This window comes from Streptomyces sp. NPDC052236 (genome assembly GCF_044548015.1).
Lineage (GTDB): Bacteria > Actinomycetota > Actinomycetes > Streptomycetales > Streptomycetaceae > Streptomyces.
Genome location: NZ_JBIUBL010000029.1, coordinates 54194 through 72375, shown reverse-complemented (window position 1 = coordinate 72375; position 18182 = coordinate 54194). Strand labels below are relative to the sequence as shown.

Sequence of the window (18182 nt, the reverse complement as noted above, 5' to 3'; positions counted from 1 at the left end):
TACGGCCGCGGCTTCTCCCGCCTCAGCGTCGATCTGCACTCGTGCTGGATCGACTGACCAGCGTCGGCTCTCCCACGTCGTCCCGGTTCGGTACTCGGGGCTGTGATGCCAGGACCTCGATCAGCGCGGTCGTGGCGGGTGGGTCTGGCGGGTCGCCGTATGTGGCGGCGTAGATCCGGCGGGCGTTGCCGGTGAGCTGTGTGGTGTGGATGCCCGGCGCACGGTGGGCCTGCAACGCGAGTCCGTTGAGTATGGCGACACCCATCCCGGCGGCCACCAGCGCCTGGGCGACGACCGTGTCGTCGCAGGAGTAGGCGATGCGTGGTGAGAAGCCGGCGTGTTCGCATGCCGTGATCGTGGCGGCTCGGCAGCGTTCGCAGCCGCCAACCCATGTGGAGTCACGGTGGTCTTCGAGACGCTGATGGGGTTGGTCACTGACGAGGTAGAGGGGGTCGTCCAGCAGGTGGGTGAGTCGGAATCCTTCCTCCTCCAGCGGAGTGTCGGTATGCCGGAAGATCAAGGCGATGTCGACATGCCCCGAGCGCAGCATCTGCAGGCCCTCGACCGGGTGGGCATCGACGAGGTTCAACTCGATTCCCGGGTGCGTCCGGGACAGCTCGGTGGCTGCCTTCGGTACGAGGGTGCTGAGGACCGTTTGGAAACCGGCGAGTCGTACCCGTCCGGCACGGAGTCCCACGCGGGCGGCCAGTTCGACAGATGCGGCGTTCAGTCGCCCCAGGATCTCTGTTGCCCGCTGCGCCAGGAGTTCGCCTTCGGGGGTGAGTCGGATACCGCGGCCCACTCGTTGGATGAGCTTTGCCTCGGTGGCGGCTTCCAGCCGCCCCAGGTGGTGGCTGACCGACGGCTGGGAGTAATGCAGTTCCTTCGCCGCTTCGGTCACCGATTTATGGCGGGCGACCGCCTCCAGCACCTTGAGGTGAGTCAGGTTCAGCATGGATTAAGTTTATCTATGAGACCTGGGAAGAATTGGCATTGGACGTCATGATATGGGGGTGGCCATCATTGCTGTATGACCGAGCTGATCCGACGAACCTCGGCCAGCAGAAGGAAAGGAGTCGCCAGCCATGTCACTCGCCCGCGTCCACAACTTCTCCATCTCGCTCGACGGCTTTGGCACCGGTGAGGGGCAGAGCCATGACGCGCCGTTCGGCCACGCCGGCGAAAGGCTGCACGAGTGGATGTTCGCCACCCGGTGGTGGCACAAGAGGATCGGCCGGCCCGGCGGGACCGGCGGCCTCGACGACGCCTTCGTGCGGCAGTTCACGCCCGGGATCGGCGCCGAGATTATGGGCGCCGGGAAGTTCGGCCACCCCGGATGGCACGAGGACCCGGAGTGGAAGGGGTGGTGGGGGCCCAACCCGCCATTCCACACACCGACCTTCATCCTCACCCATCACCCGCGCCCGTCGATCGAGATGGAGGGCGGCACGACGTTCCACTTCCTCGACGCTTCGCCCGCCAAGGCGCTCGAGACGGCCCGCGAGGCCGCGGGCGGCCAGGACGTACGCATCGGCGGGGGGCCCACCCTGCTCCGCGACTTCCTTGCCGCCGGGCTCATCGACCACATGCACATCGTGGTGGTCCCGATCCTGCTCGGCCGAGGCGTACGCCTCTGGGACGGAATGGAGGGCCTCGAGAAGGACTACGAGGTCGAGGCCACCTCCTCGCCCAGCGGAGTCACGCATGTGACGTTCACCCGTGCGGGTCTCTGAACCGCCTCGGTCGAGGACCCGGATCGCGGGTAGGGCTCGAGGCCATGTCCTTCATATGCGCCGTTCCAGGTCACGGAGCCAGATGTTGATCGAGGCGATTGGCACTTTGAGTGCCACAGCTGGCGTGCAGGGCACTCCCGGCACGCCGCTGATCTGCGGCGGGAGTGCTGGCCCGCCTCGGCTTGCTGCGCGTGGCCTGCCTATGCTGCCGCTATGGGTCTGGATCTCACACTGTTCATGGCGGACTGGGAGCAGTTGAGCGCCATCCCCGTCGAGGACCGGGTCCAAGCACTGGACGACACGACCTGGCCACCGGAGCTCGACGCCGAGTACCAGAGGTACGGACCGGCCGGCGGCTGGCTGTGGCCCCCGGATCGGCGGTCTGCATGGTGCGCCGAGTACGACTTCTTCACCACCACCGGCGCCTATAGCCCGCATGCCCGCGCGGGCGATGCATGGGCCGACATACGGCTCCTCGTCGACGCATCCGTGCGCGAGGCGATGGACACCTTTCTCGTCGGTCTGATCTGGGATGCGGATCCGGCCGACGATCCTGCGCCGACTGGCGGCGGAGGGTTCTTCCCGCCGGCCACCGACCGCGGGCTCCTGTGCGTCCTTCTGGTGTGCCCGCCTGAGGCAGTACCCGGCAAGGCCCGTGCCTGGGAGCGAGTGGAGTCCTACATCGAGGAGTTGCGCGAGCCGTTCGCCGCCGAGTGCGAGGGCTGGGCAGGCCGCCCGGACACCTTCGAGGACTTCACCGCGCTTCTGCGTGAATGGGGCGACGTGACCACGGAGGCTGCCCGCCGCGGTTGGGGGCTGGTGGGTCTGCCCTGCTAGGGCGTTTCTTTCGGATCATCCGATCGTTGGTCTGGGTGTGTCGTTCACTGACGCCCAGTGGGCGAGGATCGAACCGCTTCTGCCGGCCGCCACGCCTCGCCGTGGCGGCCGGTGGCGTGACCACCGCCTGGTGATCGACGCGATCGCGTTTAAGTACCGCACCGGGACGCCGTGGATGGACCTGCCCGAGCGCTTCGGCTCATGGAAGGGCGTTCATAACCGGCTGCGGAACTGGGCCATTAACGGCACCTGGGAGAACGTGTTCAACACGTTGCTCGCGCAGGCCGATGCTGAGGGCGACCTGGACTGGCTTGTCGCGGTCGACTCCACTGTTGTGCGTGCTCATCAGCACGCCGCCGGGGCCCGCCAAAAGGGGCCCCGGCCGATGAGCCGAACGACCATGCCCTTGGGCGGTCCCGCGGCGGCCTGACCACCAAGATCCACCTGGCCTCCGACAGCCGCTGTCGACCACTCGCCTTCGTCGTCACACCTGGGCAGGCCGGAGATGCGCCCGCGTTCGAGCGGGTCATGGCTCGGATCCGGGTGCCCAGGCGGGTCGGCAGGCCACGGACGACACCGACCGGGGTCCTGGCAGACAAGGCATATTCGTCCCGGGCGATCCGTGGGTACCTGCGTCGTCGTGGGATCCGTGCGGTGATTCCGCAGCCCGCCGATCAAGCCGCGAACCGCAAGTGGCTGGGCAGCCGTGGCGGACGACCTCCGGCGTTCGACCGCGACGCGTACAAGCAGCGGAACACCGTCGAGCGCTGCATCAATAAGATCAAGCAGTGGCGCGGTCTGGCCACTCGCTACGACAAGACCGCAACCGTCTACCTTGCCGCACTTCACATTGCAGGGATCTTCATCTGGTCAGCAAGGGAATCCGAGGTGTTCAGGTCTCCGCTCTGAGGGTGGCGCTCTACCAGTGGTGCCAAACTTCTGCGGGGGCAATGTCCCAGGAGGTGCCCGCAATCGTCCCCGTATTGAAGAACAGGGCCCAGGTCACCGCAGTGTCACCGGCACGCTGGGCGCCCAGCTCGATCTCGAAGCCTTTAACGAACAGGTCTCCTCCTGGGCTGGATTGGAGGCCGAGGCCGTGCTCGATCGCATAGGTTTCCATGTCTTGGTAAAGCTCCGACGGCACGCGACCGATCAGGCGGATTCCCTCATGGGTTACCTGCGGGCCGAGTAGGCCATCGACCAGCACACACGTCAGGCCCGCGCCTTCGACGAAGTAGCACTTCACCCCCCCTGGTCGGCTCCAGGCCACCGGTCTGGGCTTGAGGAACTCGACGCGCCACTGAGTGCGGCCTGTCGAGTGCCAGCCCCCCATGTCGCTCCGCTCCGCGGCGAAGCCGTACGCCGCCATGACGGTGACGGCCTCCTCCCGGTCCATCCCGAAGCGCAGTGGTCCAATGGTCTGACGTGGGACATACGTCCACTGATCTCGCTCGGAGTCCCCGAGCATCGTCCAATAATCCGTGTTCACGACCTGATGATCGTCTAAGCCGTCGACTTCGGCACGCTCCGGCCGGAAGATCCGAAAGAAATGCCCTAGCCGTCAGCAGCGCGAAGCACGTGACCCACTCGTGCTCACGCCGAACTGAGCGTCTTTCGCCGATTTCGCTCTTCACAGCTGTCCGCGCCGCGGGGCCGGCAGGTGGGCCGCCGCCCGCCGCTCGACTGCCCTCCCCGACGCGCGGTGGCCGACCGAAGCCGGCCATCACAGGTACTCGGCCCCGCAGCCGGGTTGTGCTTACTTCCAGTCCGTCAGGTATCTCTGGTGCCGTACGCATCCTCCATCGGCGATGAGGGTCGGCTCGCCGGAGTACCAGCCGGGGCGCAGTGAAAGTTCGATGCCGCGGTCGTTCGTCGCTCGGACCCCTGGCAGGCCGGCTCCCGGCTCGCCCTGCGCCGGGGCGGGGATGTCCTTCACCGTCAGTCCCTGCGCGGACCACACCTTGCGGAGGGTGCCGACCGCTGCCGCGTATGCGGCGTGGCTCGCGAAGTCGGGTGCCCAGGTGACGGTCGGCTGGTCACGGGTGACGCCATCCGAGTCCATTCCGAGATCGTCCTTGCAGGAGGCGTCGGCCATCTCCTTCTGGTCAATCACAGATTCCGGGTCGATGCCCAGCTGCCGCACCGCGTCCTCGCCTGCTTCCCGAGTGTGCCGCAGATGCTCGCGGAACGCCGTTTTCGACAGAACCGGACCACCCGCCAGGGACTCACAGCCCTTGGCAAGTGCCGCGAGGAGGAGCACCGTCACGCCCCCGCCCACGACCAGCGCCATGACGCGGCGCCGACGCCGCGGAGCAAGGTCGGGGGCGTGCGGGGCGGAAGTGGGCGTCGTTGTCATGGGCACATCTCAGCAGGCGGCGCCGCCGCACAGCACCGCTCCCGTACTCAGAAACCAGGTGAGTACCCGGTCCGAACTCGACCCGCTCGCGTTCCTACTGCGTCCGCATGTTCACCGGGGCCTTCAGGGGCTTCGGCGAGGACGCCGACCCGGTCGCTCGCACAACGTCCATGCCGCTGTGGAGCGAGGCCCGGCTCATTCTGACGACCTCCGGTCCGGCACCGCTCGATGTCTGGCGCGGGAAACTCCAGCCGGGCGAGGAATAAGCCGGTCGGTGTCCGCTTCCGGGTGTGAGGTGCCGGGACGGCTCACCGAAAGGGCACGACATGGCGCAGATGCAGTTCGACAAGCAGGTGGAGGAGACCGCGGAATCCGTGGCGTTCGGTATCGGCCGGTTCCTGGCCGACCGCGACCTGGACGGTGTGAAGCGGACTGATGTGACGTTCTGGCGCTCGGGAACCCGCGTCCTGCCGAAGGTGGAGGGTCGCGTCTCCCGCTCCTCCCACCGGGCCGGGTGGCAGCGCCTCACCTTCCGGATCACCTTCCAGGGCGCGGCCGGTGAAGGCAGCTACCTGCTCGGCGGGCACCCGGACACCACTATGCACAGCGCCCAGGATCTGTGGGAGAACCGGGACGCGACCCTCGCCACCCTGCAGAGCGGTGGCATCGGCGCGGCCTCTGTCGCGGCCGCGGTCGGCCTCGCGTACGGGATCCTCGGACACGGTCGGCGGGAGCTGATGCGCGAGTGGGTGGAGCCCCTGCGTCAGGCGCTCGCCAAGCCGCTCGGCATCGCGGAGCAGACCGACCCGCGCCGCTATCTCCACATTCCGAAGAACTTCTCCGACGACGACGCGCAGATACGCGTCGATCTGCCGGTGTCCCCGCAGTTCTCCCGTGACCTGTCGCCGACCTCATCACCCAGAAGCTCGCGCTGGAGGGCGTGACGTTCTCCTGATACCCCGCCGGGCGCAAGCCGTACGTCCTGGTGAAGAAGACCCGCCGCCCCAAGAAGAAGGCCGTCTTCACGGACGCGTCCATGCGGGAGCTGGTGGTCAAGCCCTGGAGTCCGCCCCGGTCATCGGGATCGGCAGCGGCGGTACAACCGTCTCGGTCGACTTGGACGCCGAATCGCCGCACATCCTGGTCAACGCCTCCACCGGCGGCGGCAAGTCCGTCATCCTGCGCTGCGTCACCTGCCAGATGGTCCACAACGGCTCGCTCGCTTTTGTCCTGGACTACAAGCGGATCTCCCACTCCTGGGCGCGCGGCATCCGGGGCGTCACCTACTGCGCCGACATCGCCGACATCCACGACGCCCTGATCCAGCTCGGCATGGAAGGCCGGCGCCGGGTACGCGTCGCGGACGAGCTCGGGATGGTGCGGTCTTCCCATTGCGCTATCGCGTCCGTGATGCGCTGCTGGTTGGGAAGAGCGGGATCGATCTCGAAGGGGACGGTCCTGTCGAACCAGCGGCGGGAGACGTCCGTGGTCCTCACCGCCTCCGGGAGGGCCGCGCCCTCTCCGAGGCCTCCACGGGCCGGCACCGCGGTGACGGCCTCGACGTCCTCCATCCTGCCGATTTCGATGTCACCCTTGACGACCCGCCATTCCGTCAACGTCGGCGTATTGGACGCCCTTTGGACGTAAAGGTGAGACCGTCGAGCAGTGCGGTTCCCGCGACCGGTCCTCCTCGGCCGACCCTCGAACCTCTCCGGGACGATCTCTTACGGGCTGCGTCTCACAGTAACCTCCCTGTGGGGTGCGTGTGATCGGCGATGGGCGAGGTCTCCTCGAAGCTCGCGCCCACCGCTCCCCGTCACGGCACAAAGGCGTTCATGGTGGCTTCGGCCAGTGCCGCCACCGGCTCGAACAGCTTCCTTTCCGACAGGCCCTGGTCGATCACGTTCTGCCACACGACGACGAATCGCAGATCCCGCACCGTGTCGTGCACGATGAGGGCTTCCGAGCACACCAGTTGATTGGATTTCAAGGGGCCCATGCCCACCTTGCCGTGCGTGGCGCTGAAACGTCCGTTCGCGGGCCATATCGGTGGAGTGGTGCCGGGGAAGAAGTTGCCGGCCCGCGCCATCAGATCCTTCATGCCCGCGCTGCTCAGCGGGCCGACGAGTACATCGTCCGCCAGGAGCGTCATCAGCTTGGCCAGATGACGGGCGGTGGTCCCCTGCGCGGTGTCCACGTCGTTGACGCAGGGAATGCGCGCGGCCGGCCACTGCTGGGCGTAGTCCCCGGCCAGCCACACCCCGTGGGAGGTGCCGTCGAAGAACCCGTCGTCCGCGATCTTCCCGTTGAGGTACGGATATCCCAGGCCATGGATGGTCACGGTGGCACCGGGGTTCTTCTGGTCCACCATCATGTTCTCGAAGGCGTCCATCTGGGCCTGGGTGAAGTCGACTGTGAAGTCGGGACCCGAACCAGGCCGGAGCACGGCCGAGTAGTCAGGCCTGCGGGTCTTGTCCTGGGCCCCGAGCGACGGCGAGCCGCTGATCAACGCGGGGGTGTGCGCGGCGATTTCCGGGTTGAACGCGGCCACTAGGGCCGCCTCGATCTGTGGCCATGTGGTCAGGCCGCCCGCAGTTGCCAACTGGTCGGCGCTCGCCCGCAGATCGAAGGCCGCGTGCATGGCGGCGATCTTCACCAGGCTCGACGCGTAGTGCTCCTCGTTCTCCCTCAGGCCCGCCCAGGGATGCTGACGCGTGCCTTCGAATCCCGTGAGCACCACGACGGTCATGGCCAGATTGCCGGCATTCGGGGCCCCGGCCAGGGACAGCGCCTGCCGCTTGGCCTTCAGCGCGGACTGCATTGTGGCATCGGCGGCGGACGCCAGCGGATCCGGATAGGCACCTGTGAACAGGGGCATGTGAACTCTCCTGTCTCCCCCCGTCGGTGGACGACGTCGGACGACGTCGGACGACCGAGGCTCGTGCCGCGACGGCACGGGTGAGCGGGTGCGTACCATCACTCCCTGTCCATTCTTCGCCGTACCGGGCGGTGTGGCGAACGCACGGCGGAAAATGTCCGTGCGCCGCGCGGACGGCCGGTCAGGGCTCCGGCCACGGGCCGGCCGGTGAGTTGCGGCACCCCGGCCGCGGTGGCATTTTGGAATGTGGGGACGGTGATGTCCCCACAGCACGATCCCTCCGACCGTGGCGAGCAGTGCCGAGGACGTACGACGCACCATCACAGGATGTGAAGCACATCCCCCGCCCTCTCCCGGCGTTCGAAGAACCGGCATGACGCCGTGTCGGCGTGCCGGTGCCCATGGGAGATGAACCCATCATGGCGACCACATTCTTCACCGAGGTCGTGGACGACTCCAACACCGCCCATGGCCAGGTGTCCCTGGCTGTTGATCCGAGCGACACCCCCTGGCTCGCGTACACGACGCCGTCCGGCGACGTCATGCTGGCCAAGAGGGGCGAGACGGAGTGGCAGTGCGAAAGGCTGCCCTCGGAACCGGCGGCGCACGACGCCTACCGGATCGGTCTCGGGATCGATGAAGGGCTCAACCCGCATGTCGCCTACCAGAGCAGGGCAACCGATCGCCTGATCTACGGGGTGCGGGGAGCCCAGTGGAGTTTCGAGGAGGTCCCCACCTCCGCGGGGCTGTTCCCCGACAGGATCCGATTTCCCTCCATGGCGGTCAATTTGGGTGTCTTCAGCGAGCCGCCGTTCAAGAACAGGCCCCACTTCGCCTACCGGTCCGGCCTCTCGCTGTGGCACGCGACCAAGGCGCCGCCGAAGACGGATCCGAACAAGCCCGCGACCTGGAAGAAGAACGTCCATGTCGTCGACGAGTCGAATGTCGCGGAAAAAGGATGGTTCCCGACGCTAACCTTCGACCACCGCGACGAGACGTTGCGGATCGCCTACTTCGACGATCTCTCACCCGCGGGGCAGTCGGTCAGGAGACTGCGTGTCGCGACCCTGATTCCGGGGACCGACTTCGTGGGTCAGCCGGACAGTTGGAACGTGCAGGTTCTGCACGGGGACCAGGTTCTCGGAGAACACCCGGCGATGGGGCACTTCATCACCGGGGAGAGCGTCGTCTCGTACTACGAGCGCAAGGGGCTCACACTCAACGTCTGTATCTTCGGCAACTTTCCCGAGTCGCCGGCGATCGAGGTGGTGACTGACGACGTGGACAACGACCGCGTGCACTCGGCCTGCGGTGTGGGCCAGCTATCGCGGATCTGTGTCGCCTATGGCTCCGGCGGCCGGCTGAGGTTCGCGACCCGCACCGGCATCGGAACCTACAGCGTCGAGGACGTCGAGGCCGGCGGCGCATGGAGTGACTTGCGGTTCGACAGCGTGGGAAGCGCCCATATCGCGCACATCGCGGCGGGGACGCTGCGGTACGGCGTGGCGACATGACGTAGCTGACGGCATGAGATTCCGGGGCGACCGCGCGGAGAGGCGCCGGCGCGGCAGGCCGGTGACGGGCCGCGGCATCGAAACTGGTGATGACCTGTGGCAGCGCAGACCTTCCTGATTGTGCGGAGCGACGACTTCGTGGTCCTCGCCGTACGGTGGTCGGGGTTCGAGATCCGTGGTCAGGGACCGTCCGCACTTCCCCTCCTGGTGGCGACGGACGGCCGGGCGACCCTCACCGTGGGCCTTCCGCCGCAGGCGATCCTGGAGCAGACGACCGTCTCCGGCTTCAACACGGCCGGTCTCGTGCACAGTGACTCACGCCTGGCCGGCTCCGGTGAGTTGGAGTTCAGGGTCCCCGACGGGACTGTGATCGAGTTGAGCACGGCGGGGATCCTCGGCGCGCTGGCCGACGGCCGCGCCCGTCTTGAGCCGACCTCGGGCCTTGAGATGCCGTGGGGACTCAGGGTGGTTCCGCTGGCCAGGACAACGGGCGCCGACGTGGTGGCCGAGCACACGGACCGGCCCGTCGTCGCGCCCGGGTCGGGCACGGTGGGCCTCTGGTCCACGCTGCTGCGGGCAAGCGATGCGACACCGGGCGACGCGGGCCTGGCCATCCGGCCCACATTCGTCTCGGACAGCGGCATCCTCGCCGCCGGCCTCTTCCAGCGCCCTCCGCTGGAAGGGTGGCGGAACATCATCGTGACATCCAGCCATGACTTCTCGCTGCCGCGGGCGACCCGTCTGGAGCTGACCGCGCTGGGCGGCTCCCTCTCGGCCGCCGCGAAGTGGCCGTCCGACTCGTGGACCCACGAGATGGTTCTCGGGCGCGACCAGAAAGTGGACGTCGCCGCGCAAGGCACTCTGTGGCCGTTCGGCTTCCCCGCGGTCTACCAGGACTTCACCACGCGGAAGTTCCTTCCCGTCCACAACCCCCAGGTACTCGGCTGCGTCGCGGGACTCCTGAAGAGGCGGGTACTGGTGATCACCCGGCCGCTCCTCACCGGGACGCGCACGCCGACCTTCCCGTTCGACGAGGTGGAGATCCTGGGGCGGGAATTCCCCCTCAGCGGCGCGGCGGAACCGCAGGACCCGCATCTGTTCATCCCTGGAGGCGCCCTCGCCCCCTTGCAGTTCCCGGTCCGCTGCCGCTCCGGAAACACGGACATCGAGTTCGTTCTCCCACTGATCTTCGTCAGCGACACGCGTACGGCTCCCTCACCGGGTCTCCTGGCCCAGTGGCAGCCCCACTCCACGGCCCGCATACCTGGTACCCGCATCGACATGGTCGGCGCGGGAGGCCGGCCCGGAGACGTCCTGGAGGTGCACGCGCTCACGTTCTCCGGCGAGGACGACGGCACGGGCCACCGTCCGGAAGTCGTGAAGTTCGACGCCGTGCTGCCCGCCCTGCGCTCCCTGCTCCCCGGATCACAGTACGACCAGGCGCGGACACTGCTGTACGCGCCTCAACTGCGCGACCTCTCCGGCCCGTTGATGGACACCGAGCGAAGCGCCGCCGTCCCCGACGTCCCGTTCCTCTTCGAGGCGCCGTCCGGCGTCCCGGTCAGCTTCAACCAGAACGCCGACCGCTCGGGCGGCCTGGTGGCGCCCCGATTCAGCGCCACCGGGATATCCCGGGAACTCGGGCCCGTGGCGACCAGCGTGCTGCCGGGCGCCCCGGACCTGGAGGCCGCGCTGAGAAACGCGTTCAGCGGGGCCACTCTGTTCGGCTTCCCGCTCGCCTCGCTCATCGACACCGCTGTCCAACCGAAGCCGGGGCCGCCCGGCATCGTACAGAGGCGGGTGAACGACGCGCTGTTCACGGAGATGCGGTGGGAGCGGCTGAGGCTGAAGGCGCACAGCGTCTTCCGGCCCAGGGCGACCGGGGCGCCGCCCGAACTCGACCTGTTCGTCGGCTGCGCGCCGGCCACCTCCGCAACGGGCACGCCTGGCGCGCTGGAACCCGTGACGGCCTGCACTCTGAAGAACTTCGCCCTCGTCCTGCCGCCGCCACCGATGGCTCCTGTACTGAAGCTGTCGTTCGACTCGGTGACGTTCACGCGCAGCGCCGGCCGCGCACCGGCCGTCGCGGTCGACGGGCTGAAGATCGAATTCAAGGGTGCGCTGAAGCTGCTGCAGGAACTGCAGTCGCAGTTGGAGTCGCTCATCGGGGTGCGCGGGCCGACCAGCAGCGTGTCGACGTCGGGCGTCACCGTCGGCTACGAGGTCGGCATACCGAAGGCGGCGGCCGGCATGTTCGTGCTGCAGAACGTGACCGGGCGGGTGCAGGTGACCGTTCCCTTCGTCGAGAAGCCGGTGACCGTGGCGCTCGGATTCGCCAGCCGTGAGCACCCCTTCGCCCTCGCGGTCAGCGCGTTCGGCGGCGGCGGGTACGCCGACATCGAGATGGCGGGCACGAACGAACCGAGGATGGAGATCTCCCTGGAGTTCGGCGCGATGCTGGCCATCGACTTCGTGGTCGCCAGGGCCGAGGTGCACGCCCTGGGAGGAGTGCGCTTTCAGCACTATCCGGACGGCCATGTGGAGCTGGAGGCGTTCATACGGATTGGCGGCAGCGTGCAGTTGCTCGGCCTGATCACCGTCTCCGTCGAGCTGCGCGTTTCGCTCACCTACCTGGACGACCCGCCAAGGCTCTTCGGCCGCGCGACCGTCGTGATCGAACTGGACCTGACGCTGTACTCGGAGACGGCGACCATCGACAGCGGAACCTTCGAACTGATCGGGGGCAGCGCTCCGGCCCGGCAGATGAGGAACCTCACGGTGGCCGAACGGGACGCGTCAGGCTTCGAGGCGTGGCAACGATACCGGAAGGCGTTCGCACCATGAGCGACATGCTGTGGATCCCCGTGCCGGGTGGTTTCGAGGACGGCGGCCCGCTGCTGCGCGTGCTCGTCGTGCCGAGACTTGACGGCGGCACCCCGGCCGGGCACGGGATGGCCCAGTGGCCACCCTCCGCCCTGATCGGAGGCACCGTCCGGGCCGAAGTGTTCGTCCCGGGCTCAGGCCCCCCGGCACCCCCCGACAGACAGTTCGACCTCGTTCCCGGCCTGCACGTCCAGCCCGGCATCTGGCAACGACTCGTGGCGGGACTGTCCGTGGAGAACGCGGGAGGCTCGCCGGCGGGGCCGACCGGCGACCCGCTCACCGTGCACGCCACGTCCGAGGACGCGAACGAGGTGGCGCACACCTTCCACGAGGTGTCCAAGGCTGAGGTCATCGCGGAACTCGGTGCGGGGTCACCGGACTTCGCCGACAAGGTGCGTGACGCACTCGGCAGTGACCACTGGCTTCGCCCGGACGTGCCGGCTCCCGGCTCCACCACTGCCGAACCGCCCTCGGGCCGACCGGGCTTCAACCGGACACTGTCGCTGCTGCGCGAACACCCCGCGGTGCTGCGGGCGCTGGGCCTGATCTTCGAGCTCCGGCTCGGTCCGGGCGGGGCCGGCGACCCGCCCGCCGGAACGGTGCGGGTGCTGTGGCCGGGCCGCCCCGCCGCACTGCCCGAGATCGTGTCCCCCCGCACGGCGTTCGGCGCCGGCTTCCGGCCGACCCCCACGGACCGGGTGGACGGGGGGATGGTCACCCTCGACCAGAGGGACCAGAGCGGGAAGCCGCGCTGGCAGGTCGCGACCGTGGACGTGGACGTGGCCGCCCAGCGGATGCGCGAAGCCGCCCGCGCGCTCGCCGCGCGCCCCGGCGAGCCGCCCGCCCTGCCCGCCCTGCGCTCGAACGGCCTGCAACTGGTGCTGCGGGGCAGGGGCGAGGAGATGACGGAACGGCGCGACAGAGGGGCGCGTGCACGAGGGGCGCGTGCGCGTGGGGCGGAGCCGGACGTGCTCACCGGCGACGACCTGGTCCTCGGTTACCGCATCGACGTCCTTCCCGAACTCGGCGGAGACGACTGGTTCTCGCTGCACCGGCGCAGGGCCACCTACCGGGTCCACGAGCGGCGCCCCGACGCCGGTCTGTCCGACGACTTCACCGTCATCGGCGCGGACGGGGAAGCGGGGGAGGGCCTGTCCGAGGAAGGCCACCTCAAGGCGAACGCCGCGATCCACGACGGGAACGGGCTGCACGCCGACGAGATCGTGGCCGGCTGGCGGGGCTGGAGCCTGGCCGTGCCCCGGCCGTCCTTCGACGGCACGCCCCAGCCGTCGCCACCGCCGGCACCGGGTATGAACATCAGCATGTCCTTTGAGGCGGAGGAGGGCTCGCTGCCCCGGCTGCGCTTCGGACGGCACTACTCTTTGCGGGCGCGGGTGGCGGACATCGCGGGCGGCGGGCTCGGGCCCGGCGACCCGGCGGCGGACCGGCACACGACACCACCCGAGTTCTACGGTCGCTATGAGCCGTTGTGCTCCCCGGACGTTTCGTACCCAGAGGGAACGGACCCGACCCGCACCGGTCCCGGAGAGTCGGCCGAGCATGTGGTCGTGCGCAGTGATCCCGTGACAGGACTGGACGTCGAGGAGTTCGCCGGGCGGACGCAGCACCCGCTGAACGACGAGCGGGTGCTGCGTCCGCCCGGCAACACCCTGGCCGTCGCCGAGCAGCACGGGGTGCTCGACCTGCGGGAAGACGCAACCGAGGCGGACCGCGTGACGTGGGAATGGGTCGGTCGCGCACTCGCCGCCGCGGACCCGGGGAGAGCTGAAGGGGCCCGGATCCTGCCCGACCCGGCCGCGGGCGGCATCGTGGCGGCCCGCTCCGATCCGAACGCTCCCATGCCGACGAGGGCCTGGGAGGAACGCTGGCCCGACCTCGTGGCCAAGACGCTCCGGCTGACGACCCCGTCCGCCGGACGCCCCGTGGTGGGCTGGGAGGGCGAACAACTGGTGGTCCGCCTCGCACCGGCGGAGCGGATCACGCTCGATCTGTCGACGTTCCCCCGGGAGGGAATCGTCGACGATTTCGCCCTCCACGCGGCCGACCCCCCGGAGAACTCGGTGAGGGCCCTCATGCGGGGCCGCCACCCGATGGCCACGCCCGCCCGCTCCCTCACATTCGTGCACGCGGTGCAGCACCCGCTCAGGCCGCCGGACACCGACCTGACCGTCGTCCGCGACCGCAACTCGACCTGCGCCGCCTTCGCGCCGCAGTCCGACGTGTTCGACCCGAGGAGCACGGCCCAACTGGAGATCACCGCGAGCTGGCGGGACCAGGCGGACGACGTGCCGCACGAGGTCACCGCCGTGCCGGTTGACACCCTCACCGTCGCCCCGGACGGACCGGCACGCCCGCCGACGCTGTTCCGGCAGGAGTTCGGCGACACCCGCCACCGCACGGTGACCTACACGCTCCGGGCCGTCAGCCGCTTCTGCCACTACTTCCGCGACTCCGGCCGTCCCGACGACTTCGCCGTGACGAGGGAGCTCCCCCCGGTGGTCGTGCGCAGCACCGCCCGCCCCGCACCCCCGGTGGTCGTCTCCACCCGCCCCGCGTTCCTGTGGAAGCGGACCGGAGACCTCGCGGCGGCCTCCCACACGCTCGTCCACGAGCGTCTCGGCAACCGCGTACGGATCGCCCTCCAGCGGCCGTGGCACAACACCGGGGCCGGTGAACTGCTGGCCGTGGTGGTGCGCCCCGAGGACGCGGCCACCTCGGACGGGCTCTCACCCTTCGTCACCCAGGCAGGTCTCGACCCCCTCTACCCCACGAAGGGCATCCCCATGGGCGCGCCATTCGCCCGCCACATCACCGGCGCCGCCGGACCGGAGAGGCGACTGCGGCTCGAGGAGGCCGGCGCGGACGTGGTGGTCGTACCCCACGAACCGGAGTACCACCCCGGCAGGCAATGCTGGCTGGGTGACGTGGCCTTCACCGGAGCGGACAACACGTCATTCAACTGCGGCCTCGTGCGGCTCGCCGTCGCCCGGTACCAGCCGAACAGCCTCGACGGCCTCTCGCTGTCCCCGGTGGTGCGGACGGACCTGGTGCCCCTCCTCCCCGACCGGTCGCTGCGCGTGACGCGCCTCGCCGACACGTACGAGGTCAGGCTGACCGGGCCCGTCTCACCCGCTCCCGCCGTCAACAGGGTGGACATGATCCTGGAGCGCTGCAGCCAGCCGGGAGGCCTCCCGGCCGACAAGGTGGACCTCATCGGGTTCGACACGGTGGCCGGCGTACCGGCGTGGCAGAGCGCGAACGTGCGCAGGCCGGAACCCAAACGGGTTGGTCTCTCGCCTGTCCTCAAGGAGTGGACGGCGGAGTTCTTCCTGCCGCCGGCCGCCGGTCCGTTCCGGGTGCGGGTACGCGAGGTGGAGTTCATCCCCAACAAGGAGCCCCGCCCCGGGGCATTCCTTCGGTCGGGCACACCGGGTGAGATCACCGAGCGCACCGTGTTCACCGCCACGGTGCCGCTGCCTGCGCTGTGAGCGGGCCGGAGTCCTGGCCAACCTGTCCAAGCACAGCCTCAATCACCTCACCGCCCTGGCCGTCCTGAGGGCGGGCACCGCCGAACCGGTCCGGGCGAGATCCCCAGCCCGCGCAAGATCACCTCCTGGATCATGCGGCCCCGCGACACCCTGACCGAAAGCCAGGACAAGCGGCTGCTGGAGGTCCGGCTCGCTTGCCCAGATATCACCCGGGCCTGCGATCTCGCCCGAGCCTTCGCCGATCTCGTCCGTCACCGGCGTGGATACCTGTTGCTGGAGTGGATCCGCCAAGCCGAACAGGACGCGCCGAAGCCAATACAGGGCTTCGCCGGATTCCTCCGCCAGGACCTCGACGCCGTCACCGCCGGCCTTACCCTCCCCTGGAGCTCCGGCGTCGTCGAAGGCCACGTGAACCGAGTGAAAACGCTCAAGCGAGCCATGTATGGCCGGGCCTCGTTCGAACTCCTCCGCACCCGCATCCTCACCCAGCCATGAGACGTCGAGAGCTGGGCATACAGTCGGGGCTCATGAAGTCGCCACAGCCCACGGATCCGCAAGCCGAGGCCGCACAAGGCCGTATCGCTCTCCGGCTTGACGCGGAGGACTTGCGCTGGCTGGTGCAGCACTGCTGTTGCGCCGACGACGCAACGGACGAAGACAAGGACCGCTGCGGACGACTCCGCTTCCGGGCTAACGCAGCCTTGCCCAAGCACAAGCACAAGCACAAACACAAGCACCAGCACTCGGCATGAGAGGACAGGGAGACGGTCCTTCACGGAACTGCGGCCAGAGCCCCGGAAACGGCCGGGGCTGCTGTTCGCCTCGAATGTTCGCTCGGCAACGGAGTGGGGAACCTTGGTGAGCGTCCTGGTGGTCATGCGCGAGCCGAGGGTTGGGGCTTGCAGAAGACGTCACGCCGGCTGCCGGCCGCCCTGCGCGCAGGGCGGTGAACCGCACTACCTCCGCAGCGGAAGCCGGGCGATGCCGGCCTGACCGGTGGGTATGGGCTTCGCCGCCGATATCCTGCACGACGTGATCAACTCATACGCGAACCTTGACGATGCTGGGGTTGCGATAGCTGCGGCACGTGCCGGCGCGGACGTGGTGCACAACATGTACGGCCAGCGGCTCACCCGCGTCGACAAGGGTGCCGGGGACTTCGCCACCGCCGCCGATGTCGAGGCCGAGAAGACGATCCTCGGCATCATCCGTGCCGCCCGACCCGATGATGCGGTGCTCGGCGAGGAGAGCGGGCAGCAGGGTGCGGCCGAGGCTGTGCGCCAGTGGTTGGTGGATCCTTTGTGCGGCACGCTGAACTATGCCGTCGGCAACATGCTGGTGGCCGTCAACGTGGCGCTGCGCGACGGGGCGGCAGCCGTGGCCGACCCGTTCAGTGGCGAAGTCTTCTTCACCGACGGTGAGACCGCCTGGGTGCGGCACGACGGGGCCGATGCGCAGCTGGTACCCACGTCCGCCACCCAACTGGTGGACGTCAACCTGGACCCGCCATTCCCGAGCGCGCCCGGCTTCCGGGCCGTGGACCTGCTGGCCCACCCCGGGTTCGTTGAGCGGTTCCGGCCGCGAGTCGTGTCCACGACGCTGGCGTTGGCCTGGGTCGCCGCAGGCAAGCGCGCCGCATACGTCACGGATGGCGGCGACCTGTCCGGGAGCGTGCATTTCGCCGCCGGCATCGCTCTGTGCCAGGCCGCCGGCTGCCTGGTCACCGGTATCGACGGCGCCCCGATCGGGCAGGCAAACCGCGGACTTGTCGTGGCCGCCGACGCCGAAACCCACGGGCTGCTGATGTCGATGATCCGCAGCCGAAGCTAGAACTGCACCTGAAAAGTCGTCCCGGCGCCGGCCGCAACCGGGTCGGCGCTCCGTGGGGGTGAGGAATGAGAATGAGCCGGAGCAGCCCACCCCTGAGCGGAGGGCGAGGAAATTCAAGAAGCGCCATCAAGGATGGGAGATCTGTTGATCGTCTGGGTGAACGGTGCCTTCGGGAGTGGGAAGACGACTCTGGTCGAGGAACTGCACCGGCGCTGGCCTGCGGCCTTGGTGTACGACCCTGAGCCACCAGCACGCCGCCGGAGCACTCAAAAGGGGGCAGCAGGCCGCAAGCTCTGCCGCTACCTCCGCTGCCTCGCCGTCACCATCGGCCAGGGGCTTCAGAACAAGGTCACGGACCTCATCGTCATCCCCGATGCGCTCGGCAGCGACATCCCCGTCTACGCGGACGCCTGGGTCGACGGCCAGGGGCGCGTTGTCCGCACCCGCATCCCCTCCTACGGCGCCGGTGCCAACGGCTCGGCGACGATGACCCTGTCGGACTTCGGAAAGCCGGTGAAGGCGGTCGCCCCGCCCGTCGGCGAGGTCGTCCCGCTGACCTCGGCCACCGACGTTCTCCCCGCCTGAGAGTCTCGGCGGAAGACCTTGACCTCAAGTTCGGTTGAGGCTTTAGCGTTCCGTGTG

15 protein-coding genes and 1 pseudogene are annotated in these 18182 nt (G+C 68.8%); 12 read left to right on the top strand and 4 right to left on the bottom strand.

Annotated features, from left to right (window positions below):
* Positions 1-22 precede the first annotated feature (22 nt).
* Positions 23-955 (bottom strand): LysR family transcriptional regulator, encoded by a 933-nt coding sequence (locus tag ACIHCQ_RS35710; RefSeq protein ID WP_399672123.1) that lies wholly within the window; start codon positions 953-955, stop codon positions 23-25.
* A 130-nt stretch (positions 956-1085) separates the two neighbouring features.
* Between ACIHCQ_RS35710 and ACIHCQ_RS35705 the strand changes: the two genes are divergently transcribed.
* The 3 genes from ACIHCQ_RS35705 to ACIHCQ_RS35695 all read left to right on the top strand — a co-directional run bounded on the left by ACIHCQ_RS35705 (position 1086) and on the right by ACIHCQ_RS35695 (position 3479).
* On the top strand, positions 1086-1733 hold the full coding sequence (locus tag ACIHCQ_RS35705; RefSeq protein ID WP_399672121.1) for a dihydrofolate reductase family protein: 648 nt from the start codon (positions 1086-1088) through the stop codon (positions 1731-1733).
* Between the two features lie 213 nt (positions 1734-1946).
* Positions 1947-2570 carry a hypothetical protein gene (locus ACIHCQ_RS35700; RefSeq protein WP_399672119.1) on the top strand — a complete coding sequence of 208 codons (624 nt, stop codon included), beginning with the start codon at positions 1947-1949 and terminating at the stop codon, positions 2568-2570.
* A 22-nt stretch (positions 2571-2592) separates the two neighbouring features.
* Positions 2593-3479, top strand: a protein-coding gene (locus tag ACIHCQ_RS35695) for an IS5 family transposase (protein WP_399672240.1) whose coding sequence is annotated in 2 segments (ribosomal slippage) — positions 2593-2938 and positions 2938-3479 — 888 coding nt in all. Because the reading frame shifts where the segments join, the coding sequence is not laid out codon by codon here.
* A 10-nt stretch (positions 3480-3489) separates the two neighbouring features.
* Here the strand turns inward: ACIHCQ_RS35695 and ACIHCQ_RS35690 are convergent.
* A complete protein-coding gene (locus tag ACIHCQ_RS35690; protein WP_399672117.1) occupies positions 3490-4059 on the bottom strand; it encodes a hypothetical protein in 570 nt (189 codons plus the stop codon).
* Positions 4060-4326: 267 nt separating this feature from the next.
* Positions 4327-4926: a hypothetical protein gene (locus ACIHCQ_RS35685; RefSeq protein WP_399672115.1), complete on the bottom strand. Its 600-nt coding sequence runs from the start codon at positions 4924-4926 to the stop codon at positions 4327-4329.
* Between the two features lie 170 nt (positions 4927-5096).
* Between ACIHCQ_RS35685 and ACIHCQ_RS35680 the strand changes: the two are divergent.
* From ACIHCQ_RS35680 to ACIHCQ_RS35670, 3 genes and pseudogenes are all read left to right on the top strand, one after another.
* Positions 5097-5189, top strand: a pseudogene (locus ACIHCQ_RS35680) (XRE family transcriptional regulator); the annotation flags it as partial.
* Positions 5190-5252: 63 nt separating this feature from the next.
* Positions 5253-5870 carry a hypothetical protein gene (locus ACIHCQ_RS35675; RefSeq protein WP_399672113.1) on the top strand — a complete coding sequence of 206 codons (618 nt, stop codon included), beginning with the start codon at positions 5253-5255 and terminating at the stop codon, positions 5868-5870.
* Positions 5871-6042: 172 nt separating this feature from the next.
* On the top strand, positions 6043-6573 hold the full coding sequence (locus ACIHCQ_RS35670) for a hypothetical protein (RefSeq protein ID WP_399672111.1): 531 nt from the start codon (positions 6043-6045) through the stop codon (positions 6571-6573).
* Positions 6574-6742: 169 nt separating this feature from the next.
* Here ACIHCQ_RS35670 and ACIHCQ_RS35665 read toward each other — a convergent pair whose 3' ends face one another.
* Positions 6743-7804, bottom strand: coding sequence for a hypothetical protein (locus ACIHCQ_RS35665; protein WP_399672109.1), 1062 nt, complete (start codon positions 7802-7804; stop codon positions 6743-6745).
* A 419-nt stretch (positions 7805-8223) separates the two neighbouring features.
* Between ACIHCQ_RS35665 and ACIHCQ_RS35660 the strand changes: the two genes are divergently transcribed.
* The 6 genes from ACIHCQ_RS35660 (at position 8224) to ACIHCQ_RS35635 (ending at position 18125) form a co-directional block, all read left to right on the top strand.
* A complete protein-coding gene (locus tag ACIHCQ_RS35660; RefSeq protein WP_399672107.1) occupies positions 8224-9318 on the top strand; it encodes a hypothetical protein in 1095 nt (364 codons plus the stop codon).
* Positions 9319-9414: 96 nt separating this feature from the next.
* Positions 9415-12162, top strand: a complete 2748-nt coding sequence (locus tag ACIHCQ_RS35655; RefSeq protein WP_399672105.1) for a hypothetical protein — start codon at positions 9415-9417, stop codon at positions 12160-12162.
* Entirely contained in the window at positions 12159-15710 is a 3552-nt protein-coding gene (locus tag ACIHCQ_RS35650; RefSeq protein WP_399672103.1) for a hypothetical protein, read from the top strand. The genes ACIHCQ_RS35655 and ACIHCQ_RS35650 overlap by 4 nt, the downstream gene beginning before the upstream one ends.
* Positions 15711-15842: 132 nt before the next feature.
* A complete protein-coding gene (locus tag ACIHCQ_RS35645; RefSeq protein WP_399672101.1) occupies positions 15843-16205 on the top strand; it encodes a transposase in 363 nt (120 codons plus the stop codon).
* Between the two features lie 537 nt (positions 16206-16742).
* Positions 16743-17540: an inositol monophosphatase family protein gene (locus ACIHCQ_RS35640; protein ID WP_399672238.1), complete on the top strand. Its 798-nt coding sequence runs from the start codon at positions 16743-16745 to the stop codon at positions 17538-17540.
* Positions 17541-17684: 144 nt separating this feature from the next.
* Positions 17685-18125, top strand: coding sequence for a hypothetical protein (locus tag ACIHCQ_RS35635; RefSeq protein WP_399672236.1), 441 nt, complete (start codon positions 17685-17687; stop codon positions 18123-18125).
* Positions 18126-18182: the final 57 nt, after the last annotated feature.